This window comes from Rhodococcus sp. C-2 (assembly GCF_027854095.1).
Taxonomy (GTDB): Bacteria; Actinomycetota; Actinomycetes; order Mycobacteriales; family Mycobacteriaceae; genus Rhodococcus_F; species Rhodococcus_F qingshengii.
In genome coordinates, this window is sequence record NZ_JAQGFI010000012.1 from 139464 (window position 1) to 159391 (window position 19928).

Below are 19928 nucleotides of genomic sequence, written 5' to 3' on the forward strand. Positions count from 1 at the left end.
GCCACGAAACTACCCGCTTCATCTCCGATCGTGCTCCTCGTTTTCGGCCTGACGTGCCACTCGCTTTTCGTAATCCGCACGCCCGTTCGGATCTACCGATGTCAGCGCGCGGCGATCGTCGATCACCCGGCGTCCGATGTTGATCATCCATTCGGGTACTACAGCGTCGATGAGGTCCCAGCCCGCAAGGTAACGCGGAACAGTAGTTTCGGCTCGCCGGTGCGCGACCGTGTCGACGACAGCTTTGGCCACGACCTCGGGTTCAACCGTCGGCATGCCCTTTCCGAGTGGCACACCGGAGGAGAGCCCGGTGCGCACCGCGCTGGGCAGGATGGCGCTGACGCTGACGCCGGAATCTGCGAATTCGACACGAGCAGAGGCGGAAAGGCCCACCGCACCGAACTTGCTTGCGTTGTACACGGCCATTCCTGGCACCGGTAGCTTGCCTGCCATGGATGCGATGTTGACGACGTGGCCGCGTCGCCGATCCACCATGCCGGGCAGCACGGTGCGCATCCCGTGAATCGGGCCCCAGACATTGACGTCGAGGGTTACTCGACTGGTGGCGTCGGACTCGTCGAGGAAGCTGCCGAGCGGCATCACGCCCGCATTGTTGACCAGAATGTCGATGTGACCGAATTCGCCGATCACTGTGGAGACGAACACATCCCAGGATTCGCGTGAGGTGACGTCCAGAGCGTACCCGCGGGCCCGTGCGCCGATGGATGCGGCGGTGTCGACGGCCGTCTCCTCGTCGAGGTCGCCGACGCAGACGAGTGCGCCGCGAGCTGCGAACAACTCCGCTGTGGCCCGGCCGATTCCGCGGCCACCTCCGGAGATGACGACGACTGCTCCGTCGAGATCGATCGGCGGGTAGGTGGTGCCGAAAAGGCTCATGTGGTGTACTCCGGTTCGGGGGTGGTGGTGGGCTCAGCGGCGGTGTCGTCTGACGCAGGGTTGTCGGACAGCGTGTGGTTGTATGCGTATGGATCGAAGGCCCGTAGCCGTCGACGCATGGCTCCTGACGACCACGGCCAGTTGAAGCTGTTGCGGCCGTTGACGTCGAAGAAATAGCTTTCGCAACCACCGGCGTTGTAGACCGTGGTACCCAATGCCTCCTGAACTTGAGAGTTGAAGGCTGCCTGTACTTCCGGGCGCACGTCGATGGTTTTCCAGCCGTGCCGACGAGCGTGGCCGATCGCCTGTGCCACATAGTTCAGTTGGGCTTCCAGAATCATGAAGGCCGACGTGTGTCCGGTGCCGAGGCTCGGGCCCAGCAGAATGAACGCGTTGGGGAATCCGCTGACGGCGGAACCGAAGTACGCCCGCGGGCTTCCCTGCCAATGATCGTCGAGTGATCGACCTTCTCCGTCGAATACCTTTGATGCAATGGGCATGTCGAGGATGTGGAAGCCCGTTCCGAAGATGATCGCGTCCACTTCCGATTCCACTCCGTCGGCTCCGATCACGGTGTTGCCGTGGATCTCTTCGACTGCGTTGGCATGGACGGTCACGTTGGGTCTGCCGAGGGCCGGGTAGTACGAGTTCGACATGAGTAGTCGCTTGCAACCGAGGGTGTAGTCGGGAGTCAGCGCCTTGCGTAGCTTCGGATCGCGCACCTGCAAGCGCAATTGGGCCGACCCGAGTTTCTGCACGATACGCAGGATCCACGGATTGCGGAACCCCAATCCAAGCGCTTCCATGATTCCGTATTCGATGCTGCGTAGAGCCTTGTGCGCTCCCGGTACGAATCGCATGACGGACCTTTCGATCCGCGGTACGTAGTGATCGGGTTTGGGAAGGACCCATTGAGCTGTGCGTTGGTAAAGGTGAAGGGCGGACACGTCGGAGACGATGCGCGGCACGAATTGGACTGCGGAAGCGCCGGTACCTACGACGGCGACGCGCTTTCCGGTCAAGTCGTAGTCGTGATTCCACTGCGAGGAATGAAACACCTCGCCCTCGAACGTTTCCAGCCCGGGGATCGCCGGCGTCAAGGGTTCGTTCCACGGGCCGGCGGCGGCTATCACGAAACGAGCAGTGAGTTCACCGCTGGAAGTTGTTATCTTCCAAAGTGATTGCGATGCGTCCCACTGTGCGGAGAGCATTTCGACCCCGAAGCGAACGTGCTTGTCGACCCCGTGGCGGACGGCCGTGTCCTCGATGTACTCGCGGATCTCCGGCTGCTCCGCGAACAGTCGGGTCCAATCCGGATTGGCGGCAAAGGAATACGAGTACAGGCCGGACGGAACGTCGCAGGCACAACCGGGATAGGTGTTGGCGCGCCAGGTGCCGCCGAGGGAGTCCGCTTTCTCGAGCAGGACAAAATTGTCGATCCCGAGGCGCTGCAGGTGAATTGCGGCACCGATCCCGGAGATCCCGCCACCGATGATCACGACCTCGAAGTGGTCAGTTCTGTTGTTCACTGAGTCTGCGCTTTCACTGGTGGGACGGGGTGGAGTGGAACGGGCGCGCATCGAGTTCGCGTTTCACGCTCGCACGTGTTGTACGTAGGGATGATTCGAAGGTGGCGAGCCGCCGTCGGCCGTCCATGAACTTGGCGCCCATGACGGCGAGATCGTCGTCGGTGGCGTCTATGCGCAAGACCCTGGTTCCCGCAGCGCGCACCAGTTCGATTTCCCGGTCGAGGCCCTTGGACATGGAGTTCCGCAGGGCGCCGCGTTCGATACGGGCGGCGCCGCGCGCCGGCTTCAGTGTTCGAGATGCCATGGGCGCCAGTACAACCAGCTCGTCGAGTTCGAGGGGGAGCAGGAGGTCTACCGATGCCGTGGACGCCGCGCCGCCGTCGATGTACCTGACGCCGTCGATGGTGACAGGTGGGAACCAGCCGGGAATCGCCCAAGACGCTCGAAGCGCTTCACCGACTGTCGCTTTCGGAGCCCCCTGTGCCCCGAACGCGACCCGTCGCCCGGTTCTGTAGTCCATGGATACCATGTACGCGCACGGATGTGGGAGCCACGAATCGCCAGGGGCAAGAGATTCGGCGAGCGTGGTGAGCCAGGACGGGTCGCCGCCACCACGCGGTGCGATACCGCTCATCCGGCTCAGAACGGGAAGATCTCGACGTGTCACCAGTCGTGGATTGCCGATCCCCAAACTCGGAAGTGGCGGGATTCTTCCGGGCGCCGATGCTGTGTGGGCGAGGAGTTCGGGACGTGCGGCGGGCTCTCCGAGTTGCATGGCTACCAACTCGTCGACGCCGACTCCGCTGCCGAGCATTGTCACGAACTCGGCTCCGGCGGACGTGCCGATGATGGCGGTGGCTTCGCGGGGATCCCAGTCGAGGGCGTCCCGAACCGAGGCGAGGGCAGCAACGGTCCAGGCGAAGCCGAGGGTGCCGCCGCATCCGATTGCCAATCCCCGTCTAGGCGCGCTGTGTCGTCCGGACCCGGGCGCGGTGGTGCCGGTCACTTCTGAAGTCATATTTCGGAGACTATCAGTATCTGAATAACGTGGGTACCCCAAATTTGGGTTTCGGGAGTGCGCCTGCGGTGCGCTTCCGGTATTCGGCTACCGTTGGAATCTCGATACTCAGAACCGCGAGGAGGTTCCGATGGCGCGATTGACCAGGCAGGAAGCGCAGGCGATGACCCGCGAGACCTTGTTGGCGACGGCCGTCGAACATTTCCTCGATCGCGGGTACGCCGCCGCGTCGCTCGATCAGATCGCTGAGGATGCCGGTTATTCCAAAGGTGCGGTGTACTCGAACTTCAAGAACAAGGACGAGTTGTGCGCCGAGGTGCTCGGCCGAATCAGGTTGACCAAGGTCGGCGAGATCACCTCACAGCTCGGAGCCAATTCGACGCTCGACGACGCGGTGGCCGAGTTCGCGCGATGGGCCGAGCGAACCATCGGGGACAAGAGATGGACGTTGCTCGAAGTCGAGTTCTCGGTGCGATCGCGGCACAGCGAAGAGATCCGCGAAAAGATCGCGACGGGTGCCGATCAGGTGCGCGGATTGATTGCCGGAGTGGTGCAACATCTTGCCGAGTCCAACGGCGTGACGCCGGCACTGGACCCGAACGCCGCGGCACTGCGCATACTCAGCGTCGGAATCGGTTTGGGGCTACAGCGTGCGATCAGCCCTGAGCTGCCGGTTGATCCGCTGGTGGATACGTTGCGGGAGATTTTGCTGGGTGGGTGAGTAGAACGCGGAGCATTCCGCCGATCTCGGCGACGGCGGTGCGCGAACCCACGCTCGGTCCCAGAACGTTGACGAAGCCGTGGATGAACCCGCGATAGCGTCGATCGGTCACGTGAACACCGTTGTCGCGCAATCGAGCTGCGTAGGCTTCGCCTTCGTCCCGGAGTGGATCGAATCCCGCCGTGATCACGATGGCCGGCGGCAGTCCGGTCGCGTCGGGGGCGCGTAGCGGCGACACCATCGGATCGAGTCGATCGGCATTGCTGCCGAGGAAGCTGGACTCGTAGAAGTTCATGTTGGCCTCGGTCAGGAAGAAACCTTCACCGAACGTCGTTCGCGAGGGGGCCTTCTCGTGAAAGTCGGTCGCGGGGTAGATCAACAGCTGCGCCGCCGGTGGGGTCTTGCCGTCGTCGCGGGCACGCAGCGCGACCGTTGCGGAAAGATGCCCGCCCGCGCTGTCGCCCCCGACAGCGATGCGCGTCGGGTCTGCGCAGAACTCGTCGGCGCGGTCGACGATATCGAGGTAGGCGGCGTAGGCATCGTGTACCGGTGTGGGGAAAGCGAATTCGGGTGAGAGCCGGTAGTCGACCGAGATGACCCGTGCGCCGGAGGTTTCGGCCAACAGGCGGCACGGGGCATCGTGGGATTCGATGCTGCCCTGTACCCACCCGCCGCCGTGGAAGTAGACGAGCAGAGCGCCGGTGTCGGCTGTCGGGACGTAGAGCCGGGCGCGAAGCGGGCCGTCGGCACCCGAAACGGAGATCTCCTCGGTGTGGACGGGCGTGGGCCTGCCGCCCATCATGATCGCGGTTCGGGTGAGATTGGCGCGAGCAGCGGCGAGTGACTGGGGATCGGTTGAATGCGAGGGGAGTGGCCGCGTCTTCGCGAGCGTGAGCAGAAGGTGTGCGTCGGCGTCGAGCGTGTTGCCCTCGATGACGACGGGTGGTCCGGTGATTCGACGTTTCACCGCGCTGGGCAGTGCGAATGCGGCTGCCACCAAGGATGCTTCGGCGCGATCTCGAATGCTGCGGCTGCTGGCCTGCTTCACGGATTCCGACACGTGGCGCAGACTACCAAGCATGACTACTGCGGCACTGTCGATCACGCAGATCGAGAACACACATCTGGTTCGGTGCGGTCACGCCAATTGGGTCCTGGTCGAAGAGGGGTCCGATCTGACCTTGATCGACGGCGGATATCCGGCCAACGGCACCGACGTCGAACGCTCGATCGAACAGATCGGTCACCAGCTCGGGGATGTTCGGGCAATTCTCGTCACTCACGCGCACATCGATCACATCGGTGGGATCGCGGACATCGTGACTCGGCTCGAGGTTCCGGTCCTGATGGATCCGTTGGAAGTGCCGCATGCGAAGAGGGAGTATCTGCAACAGTTGTCGCCGGCCGGAGTTCCGTTGCTGTTGTGGCGGCGAGGTGCTCCGAAATGGCTTCGCGACGTGATCGGAGTCGGCGCGTTGAAAGGTGCGGAACTGCTTCGGGCACAGTCCTTTGCGTCCGGTGGTGCGCTGGACGTTCCCGGTCGGATCGTGCCGATTCCCACTCATGGGCATACCGACGGCCACAGCGCTTACCTTGTTCCCGACGCAGGAGTGATCGCGTCGGGTGACGCTCTGGTGACCGGACATGGGACGTCGACCGTCGCCGGACCACAATTTCTGGTGTGCCCCTTCAATCATGACCGTGAAGCGACGGACCAGGCGTTGGACAATATCGCCGCTGTACCTGCCGGCGTGCTGTTTCCCGGACACGGTCCGGTTTACGAGGGCAGCATGACTGCCGCGGTCGAACAGGCCCGAGCGGGCCGGACAAGGATGCGTCCATGACTACTGTCGAAACGGTCGACGAAGGTGCGGTGCACGGTTTCCTTCATCGACCTGCATCTGTGTCCTTCGCGTCGCCCGTCGCCACGCTTGCACTGACTCACGGCGCGGGAAGTAACTGCGACACCGTGCTGTTGCGTGCTGTTGCCGACGGCTTTGCTGCGGCAGGAGTGCAAGTTCTGCGCTTCGATCTCGCGTTTCGGGTGCGTCGAGCTTCGGGGCCTCCGCATCCGTCGCGTGCTGCAGAGGATCGCGCGGGCATTGCCGAGGTGATTGCTGCTGTTCGCAAGGACTACTCGGTGCCCGGACCCGTTCTGCTCGGCGGACATTCGTACGGCGGTCGGCAGGCGTCGATGCTTGCGGTGGAGAACCCGGGACTTGCCGACGGCCTGGTCCTACTCTCCTATCCACTGCATCCACCGAAGAAGCCCGAGAAGCTCAGAACCGAACACCTGCCCGACCTGAACACACCGACCGTTGTCGTCCACGGATCGAAGGACGAGTTCGCGACAACGGAGGAGATGCGGGCAGCACTCGCCTTGATTCCCGCCGCGACGCGTCTGGTGGAGTTCGAAGGAGCTCGACACGACTTGTCCGTGGTGAAATTTCCGGTGGTGGAGGAGACAATCGCGGCCGCATCGGCGGTGTTTGCGTTCTGAACGCCGAGCGGGCGGTTGCCCGTGTCGGTGGTTCCTGGTGAGATCGAACCATGAGTGCCCAGCCGTATCAGCCCAGTGCCCTGTCCGACGTCACGGTGAGCGTCGACGGTGACGACACAGTCGTCAGCTTTCCTCGGGTGCTGCCGTATTCCGTCGAGAAGGTGTGGGAGGCGATCACCGACCCGGAGATGTTGGCGCAATGGACGCCGTACACCGCCGATCGGAATCTGAGCCGTACCGGTGATGCGGTGATCACCATGCTCACCGAGGACGGCGCCCCCGAAATGTCGCTGCCGGTCACCGTTCACGTCGTGGAGACCACTCGGCGGCTCGAACACGAGTGGGGCCCGGACGAATTGGTGTGGGACCTGACCCCGATCGAAGGCGGTACCCGCGTCGTGCTGACGCAGAGGTCGCGCGCCGAGGGGATGGCGTCGGCGCTCGCTGCGGGGTGGCATCTGTGCTTCGACGTACTCGATGCCCTTCTGGCAGGCGAGCCCTTCGGGCCGATCGTGGGTGAACGGGCGCGCGAGTACGGCTGGGACGCACTCAACTCCGGTTACGCGCGACAGTTGGGCATCGACGAATCTCAGGTCTGGTAGCTGCTCAGAGTTTGTGACTGGCAGGCTTTCTGGTGGAGGCTCGCGCGATCAGTTCGACGGGAAGTTTCACGGATTCGACGTTCTTGCCGGAGATCAGTGCGAGTAGGTGCTCGAGCCCGGTCGCACCGATCTTTCGAGCGGGGGACCTGACCGTCGTCAGGGGCACCGGGAGTTGGGAGACAACCGGAATGTCGTTGTAGCCGACCAACGCAAGATCGTCGGGAATGCTCAACCCGAGATCACGGGCCACACCGAGTACGCCGATCGCGATGGTGTCGCTCACCGTGAAAACGGCGTCAGGGCGCGTGTTCCCGCTGAGCAGTGTGGCCGCCGCATCGACACCCCCTTGAACTTCGAACTCGGACGCCACTATTCGGTTCGGCGGCAGTTCCAGACCGGCTTCGGTCAGGGCGTCGCGGAAACCCGCGACGCGTTCCCGCGACGTGCTGGCGTGATCCGGCCCCGCGATCACTCCGAGATCGCGATAGCCGCAGTCCAGTAGATGCCTCCCCGCGAGGTAGCCGCCGAGGCGGTCGTCGCCGCTGACAAAGGGAAGGCTTCGGTTGACGGATGACGTCGCTGAGTCGATGTGCCGGTTCAGCAGCAGGATCGGCAGTGAGCGCAGGGGGAGCGAGTCGACGAAATCGGTACCCGGCAGGTGGATGCTGCTCAGCATGAGACCGTCGACCTGTCGGCTCACCAGGAACTCGACCGCTTTGCGTTGCGCTTCCAGATCGTCGGGCGGGCTGGAGAGCAAGACGGAGTACCCGGCTGCGGTGGCGGCTTCCTCGATGCCTTGGAACATGGTGGCCACTACAACGTCTGTCAGTCTCGGCATCACGACGCCGATAGTGGTGGTCTTGCGGGTACGCAGGCTGGCCGCCCACAGGTTCGGTTGGTAACCGAGTTCCTCGGCAACCTGACGAACTCGGAGTGCGGAGTCGGACCAACCGTCGGCGGGCTCGGGCTGACGGAGGACCCGCGACGCCGTCGAGATGTGGACCCCGGCCTGGTCGGCGATTTCGCGCAGCGTCGGCGGACGGCCGTTGCTGCGGTTCGACGGATCGGGCGTCATCTGCGTCGTGGCTCCTGGTCTGCGTCGGTTCTGAGTTGGTTCGGTGTCGGTCGGCAGTTCGGGGATTGACGGGTGCGCAACCGGGCTCTACTCTAGGCGATGCAAACGATTGCGCAATCGTTCTCGCAAAGGATTGCGCCCGAGAACACTGGAGGCCCCGTGACCACGCCGCAGTCCCTGTCCGAGCTTTTTGCCATCGACACCCTGCTGGACGCCGAGGAGATCGCGATCCGCGACACGGTCCGCAAGATGGTCGACGATCGCATTCGCCCGCACGTAGGTGAATGGTTCGAAGCGGCAGCACTGCCGGCTCGTGAGCTGGCCAAGGAACTGGGCGCGCTCGGCGTACTGGGCATGCACCTCGAGGGCTACGGCTGTGCCGGGATGAGCGCCACGGCGTACGGGTTGGCCTGCCAGGAACTCGAAGCTGTCGATTCGGGCATTCGCAGCCTCGTCTCGGTCCAGGGCTCGCTCGCCATGTTCGCGATCCACCACAACGGAAGTGAAGAGCAGAAGGAAGAATGGCTCCCGCGAATGGCGGCGGGTGAAGCCATCGGCTGCTTCGGTCTCACGGAACCCGATTTCGGATCCAACCCCGGCGGTATGCGAACCAACGCCAAGCGCGACGGCGACGACTGGATCCTCAACGGCACCAAGATGTGGATCACCAACGGCTCCATCGCGGACGTCGCCGTGGTCTGGGCTCGAACCGACGACGGCGTGCGCGGATTTGTCGTTCCCACCGACACTCCGGGATTCTCCGCCCCCGAGATCAAGAACAAGATGTCGCTCCGGGCGTCGGTCACCTCGGAACTGGTGCTCGAGGACGTGCGTCTGCCTGCCTCGGCGATGCTGCCCAAGGCTCGCGGACTGTCCGGCCCGCTCGGCTGCCTCAACGAGGCACGCTTCGGCATCATCTTCGGGGCAATGGGTGCAGCACGTGACTGCCTCGAGACTGCGATCTCATATGCACGTGATCGCAAGGTCTTCGACAAGTCGCTCGCCGCGTATCAGATCACCCAGGCCAAGATCGCCGACATGGCAGTCGAATTGGGCAAGGGGCAGTTGCTCGCCATCCACCTCGGGCGCCTCAAGGACGCCGGGACGGTTCGCCCCGAGCAGGTCAGCACCGGCAAGCTCAACAATGTCCGCGAGGCCATCAAGATCGCCCGTGAATGCCGAACCATTCTGGGCGCCAACGGCATCACGCTCGAGTACCCCGTGATCCGGCACGCCAACAACCTCGAATCCGTTCTCACCTACGAGGGCACGTCCGAGGTTCACCAGCTCGTGATCGGCCGCGCTCTCACCGGTGAAGAAGCTTTCCGGTGACGGCAGACGCTGTCGGAGCGCTCGACGGGTTGGTGATCGCTGATTTCGGCCGCGTCCTCGCCGGTCCGTACGCCACGATGATTCTCGCCGACCTGGGTGCCGAGGTCGTCAAGATCGAGCGGCCGGGTGTCGGTGACGACACTCGCAGCTGGGGCCCACCGTGGGTGGGGGACGAGTCGAGCTACTTTCTGTCGGTGAACCGCAACAAGAAGTCGGTCACTCTGGACCTGCGCGAGCGCGAGGATCTCGAGAGTGCACGCGAGCTGGTTCGCAATGCGGACGTCGTGGTGCAGAACTTCCTGCCGGGAACGATGGACCGTCTGGGGCTGGGCTACGACGCTGTCCGAGAAATGAATCCGCGTGCGGTCTACTGCTCGATCAGCGGCTTCGGTGGCAACAACTCTCTGCCGGGATACGACCTGTTGATTCAGGCGGTCGGCGGATTGATGAGTATCACCGGACCCGATCCCAAGACTCCCACCAAGGTCGGTGTCGCGGTGGTCGACGTCATCACCGGCCTGCATGCCAGCGTGGGAATCCTTGCAGCGCTGCGCCATCGCGATCGCACAGGCGAAGGGCAGCACGTCGAGGTCAATCTGTTGTCCTCGTTGCTGTCCGCACTGGCCAACCAGTCGTCCGGCTACGTGGCCGCGGGCGTGGTGCCGCAGGCAATGGGCAACCGGCATCCGAGCATCGCACCATACGAGGTATTCGACACCGCGGACCGTCCGCTGGTCCTCGCGGTCGGCAATGATCGGCAATTCAGTTCGTTGACAGAGGTTCTCGGAGTTTCCGAACTTGCCGCTGATGCGCGTTTCGCGTCCAACAGCGACAGGGTTGCGCATCGAGAAGAACTGTTCGACGCCGTCACTGCTGCATTGGCCAAGGGCTCTGCGGACTCGTGGTTCGAGGCACTGACCGAGCGAGGTGTTCCGTGTGGGCCTCTCAACGACATCGCCGACGCGATAGCGCTGGCGGAACGGCTGAATCTCGATCCGGTGGTGTCCATCGACGACCCGCGTCGCGATGCACCGACTCGGCAGGTAGCCAATCCGATTCGGATGAGCGGCACGCCGGCAACCTATCGGTCGGCCCCGCCGCGGTTGGGGGAGGACAGCGTTCCCACTCCGTCCGGAGTCAGTTGACCCAAGCGAATCGGCCACCGGAATACCGGTGGCCGATCTGCGTGTGTGGCCGACTCAGCTGACCTTCAAGACCAGCTTTCCGGTGTTCGCTCCGGCGAAGAGAAGATTGAGGCTGTCGCCGAACGCGTCGATACCGCCGTCGACGACGTGCTCGCGAGCAGTCAATTCGCCACTCTTGATCCACTTTCCGATCTGCTCTTGTGCTTCTGCGTAGCGATCGAGGTAGTCGAAGACCACGAAGCCGGCCATCGTGGCGCGGTTGACGAGAAGTGACAGGTAGTGAGCAGGGCCTGGCTGAGGTTCGGTGGCGTTGTAGCCCGCGATGGCGCCGCAGATGACCACCCGAGCGCCGAGGCGCAGACGGGAGAGAGCGGCGTCGAGAATTTCTCCGCCGACGTTGTCGAAGTACACGTCGATACCGTCGGGAGCGTTGGACTTGAGCGCCTTGTATACGGATTCGTTCTTGTAGTCGATGGCGACATCGAAGCCGAGGTCCTCGGTGAGCCACGCGCACTTCTCCGGACCGCCGGCGATGCCGATGACCTTGCATCCGTGAAGCTTTGCGATCTGGCCGACCAGACTGCCGACCGCACCCGCGGCACCGGACACGACGACGGTGTCACCGTCTTTCAGCTTTCCGACGTCGAGTAATCCGAAATACGCAGTGACGCCGGGGAAACCGAGAGCGCCGAGCCAGGTCGGCAGGGGAGCGATCGATTCGTCGACCCGAGTGACGTCTGTACCGTCGGAAACGCCGTACTCGGAAGCGCCGAAGGATCCGGCCACGATGTCCCCGACCTGGTAATCGGGGTGCTGTGATTCGGTGATGCGTCCGACGCCGTGGGCGCGCATGACGGAACCGAGCTTGACCGGCGGAACGTACGACTTGACGTCGTTGAGCCAACCGCGCATCGCGGGGTCGAGGGAGAGGTATTCGACCTTGACGACAAACTCGCCCGGTCCGGCGGACGGGATCTCGGCATCGACGTATTCCCAGGTGGAAGCGTCGGGAAGTCCTGTCGGGCGGGCGGCGAGGCGTACTTGGCGGTTGGTCATCTCTCCCCTTCGGCGAAACGAATTGAACTTGAGGCCGGATTCAATATAGGTGATGGATCACGAACTGGGAAGAGTTGGATGAACCGATTGACGACTATGTATGTTCGATCGATGAGCAATGTGGTCGAAGACGCGCCTGGTTGGTTCACTCGGGCGTTGGCAGCGCCGGTCGAGACGGGGTCGGTGGAGGTCGAGGGTGCCTCGGTGCACTTTCGGGCTTGGGGGCCGGCGGGGCCGGGAATCGTGCTGATTCACGGCGGCGCAGCCCACAGTCGCTGGTGGGATCACATTGCGCCGCAGTTCGCCGAGGGGCGCCGCGTCGTCGCTCTCGACTTGACGGGCCACGGCGACAGTCACACTCGCGACGCCTACGCGATGTCCCAGTGGGCTCGCGAGGTGCTGGCGGCGGCCGAGGCAGGGGGAATCGACGGCAAGCCGATTCTGGTGGGGCACAGTATGGGTGGGATTGTTTCTTTCGTGGCCTCGCATCTGCATGGCGAACTGTTGGACGGGGTTGTCATCATCGATTCTCCGCTCAAGGCGCGTACGCCCGAAGAGGAGGCGGCTCGACGCCAGAATGCGTTCGGCCCCAAGAAGGTTTATCCCACCAGGGAAGACGCGATGGGCCGTTTCCGCTTCGTTCCGCCGCAGGATTCGGGTCTGCCTGCGGTGCGTGACCATGTGGCGGCCACGTCGATGGAGGAAGTCGAGGGCGGTTGGTCGTGGAAGTTCGATCCGAATTTCTTTCTCCGAGTAGGCGCCGAAGATGTTCTCGACAGCGAACCACGTTGCCGCGTAGCCTATTTCCGAGCTGAGAACGGCATCGTGTCCGATCGACTCATGGAGCACATGCGCGGATTGTTCGGACCGGAGGCCATCGTGGCGGAGATTCCCGAAGCCGGACATCACGTCATGATCGATCAGCCGTTGCAACTCGTGACCGGGGTGCGAACTGTGTTGAGTGCGTGGTCCGTCGCAGGTCAAGTGCCGGTAAATCAAGCGGCAGGTAACGTCGAGGGAAGGGTAGAAGCATGAGCACGGAATTGACGCTCGAACCGAAAGTCGAAGCTGCACTGAAGTTGTGGCACACCATGATCGAAACCGGCGATCTGTCGGCGCTACCGACGATCGTCGCGCCCGACGCGCAGTTCCGATCGCCCACGGGATTCAAGCCGTACCAGTCCGCGGATGCCGTTGTGCTCATTCTCAATACGGTGATCCAGGTGTTCGAGAACTTCGAGTACCACCGTCAGTTCGCCGGAGCCAACGGTCGGCAGGTCGTGCTCGAATTCAGTGCGAACATCGGCGACAAGAGTCTCAAGGGAATCGACATGGTCGAATTCGACGAGGACGGCAAGATCGTCGATTTCGAGGTCATGGTGCGTCCGGCCAGCGGGCTCGCGGCTTTGGCTGCCGAAATGGGTAAGAGGCTCGGGCAGACGCTACCGACCTACAAAGCCTGAACTGAGTCCGGCCAAGGCTCAGTTCGTACTGAATCCGCCGTTGGAGTGAAGGAGTTGTCCCGTAATCCAGCCTCCGGCGTCGGACATCAGAAACCGAACGAGGTTTGCAGTGTCGCCGGGAGTACCCAGCCGGCCGGCAGGAGTCTGGAGGGTTGTGGCCTGTCTGATCTCGGGTGTCATCCATCCTGTGTCGATAGGTCCTGGGTTGACGACGTTGGCTCGTATGCCGCGTGATCCAAGTTCGACTGCGGCGGCGATGACGATGCGGTCGAGAGCGCCCTTGCTGGCCCCGTACGGAAGATTGTGGGCCGCATGGTCGCTGGTGAGTGCGATGATCCGCCCGGCCACCTGACTGACGTCGCGCTGTTCCGGAAGCCGTTCAGCGAACGCTTTGATCAGCAGCCAGGAGGCGCGAGCGTTGACGGCGAAATGTCGTTCCCAGCTCTCGACGGTGGTGTCGAGGATCGAGCTGTCGACGCTTTCGCAATGTGAGAGCACCAGCCCACGGAGGTCGTTCCGCGCTGCGGCAGCGTCAACGAGCTGATCGGCCACGTCGGGCGAGGCCAGATCTCCGGGAACCAGGTCGACACGGCTTCCGAGTGCGCGACACTTCTCGGCAATGTCTTGCGGATCGTGCGCTCCGCGCCCGAACCCGACGCGTTCGTCGTAAGGCTCCCAGTAGCCGATAGCCAGATCCCAACCATCCTCGGCAAGGCCCAATGCGAGGCTCGCTCCGATCGACTTGCTCCGACCGACACCGGTGATCAATACGGTCCCGCGCTTGTCAGACACTGCTCGCCTCCAGAGATGTCCTGCAATTCAAATGGGGTGAGGTCACTTCAGATGGAAGCGTCACTGTAGCGGGCGAGCTGTCGCCTGTATCGAGCGAGCTGTCGCCGTGCCTCGACCTGACCTGTGTCTTGACACGGCGCTGGTCACAGCGTTTGACTGAGATGCAAGCTCGAGTTGATTCGCCGGACTGTGTCCCGGGAGGTTGACCTATGCGCGGCAACGGAATTGCAGGCAAGGCTTTCTCAGGCGAGGGCTGTAGACGTGGACAAGAATCTCACCGAGCAAGGTCTCATCGCGGGACCGTCTCGGTTCTGGCTTTGGTTGGGGTGTGCGTACTTTCGTTTGCCACCACTCAGATGGCCGGCGCGCAACCCGTTGCAGACACAGTCGATACCGGGTTCGTGATCCCTTTTGCCGGGGCACCGGTCTACGAGAGCGTCGCGCCCACGCAGATGACTACTCCGGATCAACTCAACCAGCCACTCGGTCAGCAGACTGCGGAAGAGATTGCCGCGCAGATCGGACTCGAACCAGCCGACGCTTTGACCGAGGAGCAGTATCGCGATCTCATCTCCGGCGGAGGGGTCGGCGGAAATCGCGAGGACGCCGCGGTGATCGACGAATGCGCTCGGATTCTCACCAATACGAACGGGCGGCCCCTCTATTCCGGCACGACGCCGTCGGTTCTGGCCAGTTACGGGTTGTACGTGAATCCAGACGGATTGCTGGCGAGTCCGGCCAACGCGGATGCGCCGACGCGACAGGTGAATACGCTGATCGCCCCTGGCGGTTTCGTGGGCACCTGGTTGCGCAACAACGGTGCGACGCACACTCTGATTGCGCTCTATCAGTCGGCATACACGGTGCAGGCAGTCTACGGATTTGCAGCGCAACAGATTTCGGGAGCAGCGCAGCTGGTGACCAACACCAAAGGCAATGTGAGTTCGGAAGTCGGCATGTCGATGGCGCCGCCGCTCTGGATAGTGAACTTCGCACTGCTCTACATCTTGAAGCCGTCACTGGCGGCGGCCATGCCTGCGAACTGGGCTCCCATTCCGCCGGCCGTTGCCGACGCCGTGAAGGCGAGTCCCACCGGTCAAGTCGCTTTCAGTGACTACGCGTCCTATTTCGAGTGATCGGTCTGCCGGACAGCGCTGACGAACTTCTCGATCAACGTGTGGTCCTTGACGCCGCGGGAGGATTCGACGCCGCTGGAGACGTCGACGCCCCAGGCGCCGGTGGCATCGAGTGCGTCGCGAACGTTGTCCGGGGACAGTCCGCCCGCCAGGATCCACTGGCCTTGCGGGCGCGATTGCTGTTGGGCCCAGTTCCACGGCACCCCTGATCCGGCGTCTGCGCCGTCGATCAGGAGTTCGTCCTCGCCGAGGTCGAGATTGTAACCGTCGCGGACGTTGCTGGAGACGACCGCGCGGATGACGGTGAGGCCGGCATCGTGCAGCCGCTGCACTTGCTCGGCGTCGACAAGATCGTGAACCTGTACGGTGCGAAGCCCGGTGATCTTCGCGATCTCGAGGATCTGTCCGATCGGGTTGCCGAGAAAGACTCCGATTGCACGGATGTGATCGGGAACTCGCGCGAGCAGAGCGACTGCGAGTGTGGGGTCGACTTTGCGGACGCTCTCGGCGAAGACGAAACCGATGGCGTCGACGCCCAGGCCCACCGTGAGGTCGACCGTGTCAACGTCGCGTAGGCCACAGACCTTGATGAATGTCACCTGATACAGAGTACTAGCGTCGTCGTCTAGCCTCGTGCGTGCGACATTTCTACGCGCGAGAGGCTTGACGTGGACTGGCTCTACCGAATCAGTTTGATCTCGGGACCGCTGCCGGTGATCCTGACTGTCCTTGGGGTCCTGGGTGGCGTGTGGCTGCTCGGTTCGAACGTGCGCTGGTACTACCGCAGAGCGGTGCCGATCGCGGGGCTGATTGCGCTGGTGATCATGATCGCCGTGTGGATCACCGTCGAAAAGGTGATCGTGCCGTTCCCCGATCCCATCGAGATGTCGATCTACGTGTGGATCGGAATCGGTATCTACGCGTTGCTACTTCTCGGGCCGCGAATCAAGGCGGGCGGAACCGTCGCGAAAGCGCTCCTGTCCGTGATCGCGACGGTTCTGGTCGTCATCACTGCCGCGACGCAGATCAATCTGGTTTTCGCCGCGTATCCGACTGTGGGAATTGCGTTCGGACACGACGATTTCGACCGCATCTCACTCAGTGAAGTTCCCGGTCCGACCGATCCTGTTGTCACCGGCGATCCCACCGACACTGTGTGGAAAGCGCCGGAGGGCATGCCGATTCGCGGACTGGTCACGACTTTGCCTGTCCCCGGGACGATTTCAGGATTCTCCGCGCGCGACGCGCAGGTATATCTGCCGCCGTCGTACTTCACCAATCCGCGTCCGCTTCTTCCCGTGCTCGTGCTCATGGCAGGTCAGCCTGGCAAGCCCGAGGACTGGCTCCAGGGCGGAAAGCTGACCGCGACAATGGATGCCTTTGCACGAGATCACGAGGGGTTGGCTCCAGTCGTCGTGATAGCCGATGGAACAGGGTCGCAGATGGCCAATCCGCTGTGCACCGACTCGTCACAGGGCAAGGTCGGCACGTATCTGGCAAAGGACTTGCCCGCTGCGGTGGCGAATGCGTTCCAGATCGACACGAATCCGCGAGCGTGGGCAATCGGCGGGCTCTCCTACGGTGGCACCTGCTCACTGCAGATGGCGACCAATTACCCCGAGGTGTACCCGACATTCCTCGATCTGTCCGGTCAATTGGAGCCTTCGCTCGGTGACCGACAGCGAACCGTCGACGAGATATTCGGCGGCGACGAAGCGGCGTTCGTGAAGGTGAATCCGATGGACCTGCTGGCGACTCGGAAGTTCCCGAACTCGGGCGGAGTGTTCGTCGTCGGAACAGATGACAATGAGTTCAAGCCCGGTCAGCAAAAGGTGTACGAAGCGGCCAAAGCGGCCGGAATGGACGCCAGGTATCTCGAGCTTCCCGGTGGTCACAGCTTTTCGGTGTGGTCGGCCGGCGTCGAGCAGGAGCTGACGTGGATCTCGCAGCGAATGGGACTGATCAGCTGAATCCTGTTCCGGTTTTGGAACGTGTTCTATATTCGGTGTGTGGCTGTCGTTCGGCAGTCTCTCGATCGTTCACCGACTGGAGTTCAGGCACATGTACGAGTGGTCCGACACCGACCTGATGTTCCGCGACGCCTTGCGGGGCTTTATCGACAAAGAGGTGCGACCTCACGTCGACGAGCTCGAAAGCGGTGCGCTGCCGCCGTTCGACATCATTCGCAAGCTGTACTCGACCTTCGGTCTGGCCGACATGGCACGCGAGGGCCTCGAGAAGTCGCTGGCACGCGAGCGCGGCGATGCGCCCTCCGGTGACGGTGAGAAGTCGAGCGCCTTCAGCGGCGCCGGCAGCATGGGCGTCGTGCTCAACAGCGAATTGGCCGGAGTCAGCCTCGGCCTGGTCGCATCGTTGGGTGTCAGCCTCGGATTGGCCGCCGGAACTATCCGCAGCCGCGGCACACTCGCGCAGAAGGAACGCTGGCTCCCCGGCCTGGTGACATTCGAGACCGTCGGCGCCTGGGCGATCACCGAACCGGACTCCGGCTCGGATGCCTTCGGCGGCATGAAGTCCTACGTACGCCGCGACGGCGACGACTACATTCTCAACGGCAACAAGACCTTCATCACCAACGGTCCGTACGCCGACGTGATGATCGTGTACGCAAAGCTCGACGAGGGCGATGCGTCGGTTGATCGTCGCGATCGCAAGGTGCTCGCCTTCATCCTCGACAAGGGCATGGAGGGTCTCACACAGAGCCCGCCGTTCAAGAAGATGGGCATGAACTCCTCACCCACAGGTGAGCTGTTCTTCGACAACGTCCGCATCACCAAGGACCGTCTGCTCGGCGAGACCGAGGACAGCGGAAAGTCGGACGGCAAATCCAGCGCCAAGGAGAGCTTTGCCGCCGAACGCATCGGTATCGCGTCCCTGTCTCTCGGCATCATCAACGAATGCCACCGTCTGAGTATCGAATACGCGAAGTCCCGCAAACTGTGGGGACGCGAGATCGGGCAGTTCCAGCTCATCCAGCTCAAGCTCGCCGAGATGGAGGTCGCTCGAATCAACGTGCAGAACATGGTCTTCAATGCGATCGAGCGCACCGCAGTCGGAGACAAAGTGAGCCTGGCGGAGGCGTCGGCGATGAAGCTGTACTCCTCGCGCGCAGCGACCGAGGTCGCGATGGAAGCCGTGCAGCTGTTCGGTGGAAACGGCTACATGGCCGAGTACCGAGTCGAGCAGTTGGCGCGTGATGCCAAGTCGCTCATGATCTATGCGGGCAGCAACGAAATTCAGGTCACCCATATCGCCAAGGGTCTCTTGGGCTGACACCGGTACGTTTTCGCTTGTCGGTCGATCGCAGCAGGAACCAGATAGTCTTGCTGCGGTCGGCGACACCGCGCCGACGGATCGGAGTAAGCAGTGAACGCGTTAGATCCCATTGCGTCAGATTTCACTGCGCCGGATCCCACCAATGTTCATCCGATGGCCGGGCAACCGCGAGTGGTGTTGCTGAGGCGTTGATCGACAACCCGTTGATCGAGGTAGGGGAGTACACCTACTACGACGATCCGGAGTTCGCCGAAGAGTTCGAGACTCGAAACGTGTTGCATCACTACGGTCCCGACAAACTGGTGATCGGAAAGTTCTGCGCCCTGGCCACCGGTGTCACCTTCATCATGAACGGCGCGAACCATCGTATGAACGGTGTCTCCACCTACCCGTTTCCGATCATGGGCGGTGATTGGGCCAGGCACATGGATTTGGTGCAGGATTTGCCGTCGCGCGGTGACACCGTCGTGGGGAACGACGTGTGGTTCGGCGGGAACGTGACAGTCATGCCCGGTGTCCGGATCGGTCACGGGTCGATCGTGTCCACTGGCGCCGTCGTAACGCGCGACGTCCCGGACTACGCAATTGTCGGCGGCAACCCGGCAACGGAGATCAAGCGCCGCTTCAGTGCCGAAGACATCGAGAAGTTGGTGCGAATTGCTTGGTGGGACTGGCCGATCGAGAAGATCACCCGCCACGTCCGGGTGATCTCGGACGGGAGTGTCGCGGAACTCGAAGCGGTCGAGTGATCTACCGATCTGCTAGTTCGATCGAGTGAGCGAGTAGTTCCGGACATAAAGCAGGGCGGCCGCGAGAAGGCCGACGGCAAGACCTGTTGCGGTGAAGGTGATCAGGTTCGGCTCGAGGTCGAAGTGGATGATGGCCGATTCGGGGTAGGGCTTCTGCGGGTCACGAGGTTCGGGAAGGACCACCGAATAGAAGGTGGGCGGCCAGATTTTTCCGACAACGGCGACCGCGAGTCCGTAGGCTGTGCCGAAAGCTGAAAGTGCAAGCGGAAGAGCAAATTTTTTACCGCGTGTGTCACGGGCCAGCCGCCATCCCGTCGCGTTCAGTATCGCCGAGACGGCAACGGCGACAGCGGTTCCGACTGTCAGAAACCACGCAGTTGCGGGGAACCAATGTGGCGCGTCAGAGTAGCTGTAGCCGTCGATCACCCACATGTATCCGGTCTTGCCGTCCTCCGCCGGCGGCGGTGGTGGGGGTTGGGTTCCGACATGTTCTGTTCGCGTGGATGGCGTGGCAAATCGCCAGGCGAGCACTCCGAGGACGCTCAGGAGTAATCCGGTCGCGATGAAAACTGCGAAGAGTGGTTCTGCAACACGGTCGCGCAGCGTTGTGAATCGCATT

20 protein-coding genes and 1 pseudogene are annotated in these 19928 nt (G+C 62.7%); 12 read left to right on the top strand and 9 right to left on the bottom strand.

The annotated features are described in order from the left end of the window. Positions 1 to 18: 18 nt before the first annotated feature. The 3 genes from PCS43_RS24680 to PCS43_RS24690 are packed head-to-tail and all read right to left on the bottom strand — an operon-like array spanning position 19 to position 3444. Positions 19 to 897 (bottom strand): SDR family oxidoreductase, encoded by an 879-nt coding sequence (locus tag PCS43_RS24680; protein WP_007733788.1) that lies wholly within the window; start codon positions 895 to 897, stop codon positions 19 to 21. Further along, positions 894 to 2426: a flavin-containing monooxygenase gene (locus tag PCS43_RS24685; protein ID WP_007733790.1), complete on the bottom strand. Its 1533-nt coding sequence runs from the start codon at positions 2424 to 2426 to the stop codon at positions 894 to 896. The genes PCS43_RS24680 and PCS43_RS24685 overlap by 4 nt, the downstream gene beginning before the upstream one ends. A 13-nt stretch (positions 2427 to 2439) precedes the next feature. Then, positions 2440 to 3444 (bottom strand): patatin-like phospholipase family protein, encoded by a 1005-nt coding sequence (locus PCS43_RS24690; protein WP_209909770.1) that lies wholly within the window; start codon positions 3442 to 3444, stop codon positions 2440 to 2442. Between the two features lie 130 nt (positions 3445 to 3574). Between PCS43_RS24690 and PCS43_RS24695 the strand changes: the two genes are divergently transcribed. Beyond that, positions 3575 to 4165 (top strand): TetR/AcrR family transcriptional regulator, encoded by a 591-nt coding sequence (locus tag PCS43_RS24695; protein WP_030535226.1) that lies wholly within the window; start codon positions 3575 to 3577, stop codon positions 4163 to 4165. Here PCS43_RS24695 and PCS43_RS24700 read toward each other — a convergent pair. Beyond that, the gene (locus PCS43_RS24700) at positions 4101 to 5225 is read right to left on the bottom strand and encodes an alpha/beta hydrolase (RefSeq protein WP_228232235.1); all 1125 of its coding nucleotides are present in this window, start codon (positions 5223 to 5225) and stop codon (positions 4101 to 4103) included. The two genes, PCS43_RS24695 and PCS43_RS24700, sit on opposite strands and share 65 nt — an antisense overlap. Positions 5226 to 5244: 19 nt before the next feature. Here PCS43_RS24700 and PCS43_RS24705 point away from each other — a divergent pair, with 19 nt between their 5' ends. Genes PCS43_RS24705 through PCS43_RS24715 form a run of 3 tightly spaced genes read left to right on the top strand, consistent with a single transcriptional unit; the run spans position 5245 to position 7267 of the window. Then, positions 5245 to 6009 (top strand): MBL fold metallo-hydrolase, encoded by a 765-nt coding sequence (locus PCS43_RS24705; protein WP_054187713.1) that lies wholly within the window; start codon positions 5245 to 5247, stop codon positions 6007 to 6009. Continuing rightward, positions 6006 to 6665, top strand: a complete 660-nt coding sequence (locus PCS43_RS24710) for an alpha/beta hydrolase family protein (RefSeq protein WP_054187712.1) — start codon at positions 6006 to 6008, stop codon at positions 6663 to 6665. Before PCS43_RS24705 ends, PCS43_RS24710 begins: the two co-directional genes overlap by 4 nt. A gap of 50 nt (positions 6666 to 6715) precedes the next feature. Beyond that, positions 6716 to 7267: an SRPBCC family protein gene (locus PCS43_RS24715; protein ID WP_003940599.1), complete on the top strand. Its 552-nt coding sequence runs from the start codon at positions 6716 to 6718 to the stop codon at positions 7265 to 7267. A gap of 4 nt (positions 7268 to 7271) precedes the next feature. Here the strand turns inward: PCS43_RS24715 and PCS43_RS24720 are convergent, their stop codons facing one another. Next, positions 7272 to 8342, bottom strand: a complete 1071-nt coding sequence (locus tag PCS43_RS24720) for a LacI family DNA-binding transcriptional regulator (protein WP_054187711.1) — start codon at positions 8340 to 8342, stop codon at positions 7272 to 7274. Positions 8343 to 8501: 159 nt separating this feature from the next. Between PCS43_RS24720 and PCS43_RS24725 the strand changes: the two genes are divergently transcribed. Both PCS43_RS24725 and PCS43_RS24730 read left to right on the top strand, forming a co-directional pair. After that, on the top strand, positions 8502 to 9674 hold the full coding sequence (locus tag PCS43_RS24725) for an acyl-CoA dehydrogenase family protein (RefSeq protein ID WP_003939770.1): 1173 nt from the start codon (positions 8502 to 8504) through the stop codon (positions 9672 to 9674). Beyond that, positions 9671 to 10819, top strand: coding sequence for a CaiB/BaiF CoA transferase family protein (locus PCS43_RS24730; protein ID WP_003939934.1), 1149 nt, complete (start codon positions 9671 to 9673; stop codon positions 10817 to 10819). The genes PCS43_RS24725 and PCS43_RS24730 overlap by 4 nt, the downstream gene beginning before the upstream one ends. Before the next feature lie 54 nt (positions 10820 to 10873). Here the strand turns inward: PCS43_RS24730 and PCS43_RS24735 are convergent, their stop codons facing one another. Then, positions 10874 to 11875 (bottom strand): NADP-dependent oxidoreductase, encoded by a 1002-nt coding sequence (locus PCS43_RS24735; RefSeq protein WP_003939765.1) that lies wholly within the window; start codon positions 11873 to 11875, stop codon positions 10874 to 10876. Between the two features lie 111 nt (positions 11876 to 11986). Here PCS43_RS24735 and PCS43_RS24740 point away from each other — a divergent pair, with 111 nt between their 5' ends. Continuing rightward, entirely contained in the window at positions 11987 to 12910 is a 924-nt protein-coding gene (locus tag PCS43_RS24740; RefSeq protein WP_054187710.1) for an alpha/beta fold hydrolase, read from the top strand. After that, positions 12907 to 13338 carry a nuclear transport factor 2 family protein gene (locus PCS43_RS24745; RefSeq protein ID WP_003940510.1) on the top strand — a complete coding sequence of 144 codons (432 nt, stop codon included), beginning with the start codon at positions 12907 to 12909 and terminating at the stop codon, positions 13336 to 13338. Before PCS43_RS24740 ends, PCS43_RS24745 begins: the two co-directional genes overlap by 4 nt. Before the next feature lie 18 nt (positions 13339 to 13356). On the opposite strand, the gene PCS43_RS24750 is transcribed toward PCS43_RS24745, so the two are convergent. After that, positions 13357 to 14130, bottom strand: a complete 774-nt coding sequence (locus tag PCS43_RS24750) for an SDR family oxidoreductase (protein ID WP_003940420.1) — start codon at positions 14128 to 14130, stop codon at positions 13357 to 13359. Between the two features lie 209 nt (positions 14131 to 14339). Between PCS43_RS24750 and PCS43_RS24755 the strand changes: the two genes are divergently transcribed. Next, complete coding sequence (locus PCS43_RS24755; protein WP_054187709.1) at positions 14340 to 15266, top strand: hypothetical protein; 927 nt, start codon at positions 14340 to 14342, stop codon at positions 15264 to 15266. Here PCS43_RS24755 and PCS43_RS24760 read toward each other — a convergent pair. After that, positions 15254 to 15865 (bottom strand): phosphoribosylanthranilate isomerase, encoded by a 612-nt coding sequence (locus PCS43_RS24760; protein WP_042451422.1) that lies wholly within the window; start codon positions 15863 to 15865, stop codon positions 15254 to 15256. The two genes, PCS43_RS24755 and PCS43_RS24760, sit on opposite strands and share 13 nt — an antisense overlap. A 69-nt stretch (positions 15866 to 15934) precedes the next feature. Here PCS43_RS24760 and PCS43_RS24765 point away from each other — a divergent pair, with 69 nt between their 5' ends. From PCS43_RS24765 to PCS43_RS24775, 3 genes and pseudogenes are all read left to right on the top strand, one after another. After that, positions 15935 to 17236: an alpha/beta hydrolase gene (locus tag PCS43_RS24765; RefSeq protein ID WP_054187708.1), complete on the top strand. Its 1302-nt coding sequence runs from the start codon at positions 15935 to 15937 to the stop codon at positions 17234 to 17236. Positions 17237 to 17327: 91 nt separating this feature from the next. Further along, positions 17328 to 18557 (top strand): acyl-CoA dehydrogenase family protein, encoded by a 1230-nt coding sequence (locus PCS43_RS24770; RefSeq protein ID WP_054187741.1) that lies wholly within the window; start codon positions 17328 to 17330, stop codon positions 18555 to 18557. A gap of 156 nt (positions 18558 to 18713) precedes the next feature. Further along, positions 18714 to 19309 (top strand): annotated as a pseudogene (locus tag PCS43_RS24775) (CatB-related O-acetyltransferase). 12 nt (positions 19310 to 19321) lie between these two features. Here the strand turns inward: PCS43_RS24775 and PCS43_RS24780 are convergent. Beyond that, positions 19322 to 19927, bottom strand: coding sequence for a hypothetical protein (locus PCS43_RS24780; protein WP_073512756.1), 606 nt, complete (start codon positions 19925 to 19927; stop codon positions 19322 to 19324). Position 19928 lies beyond the last annotated feature (1 nt).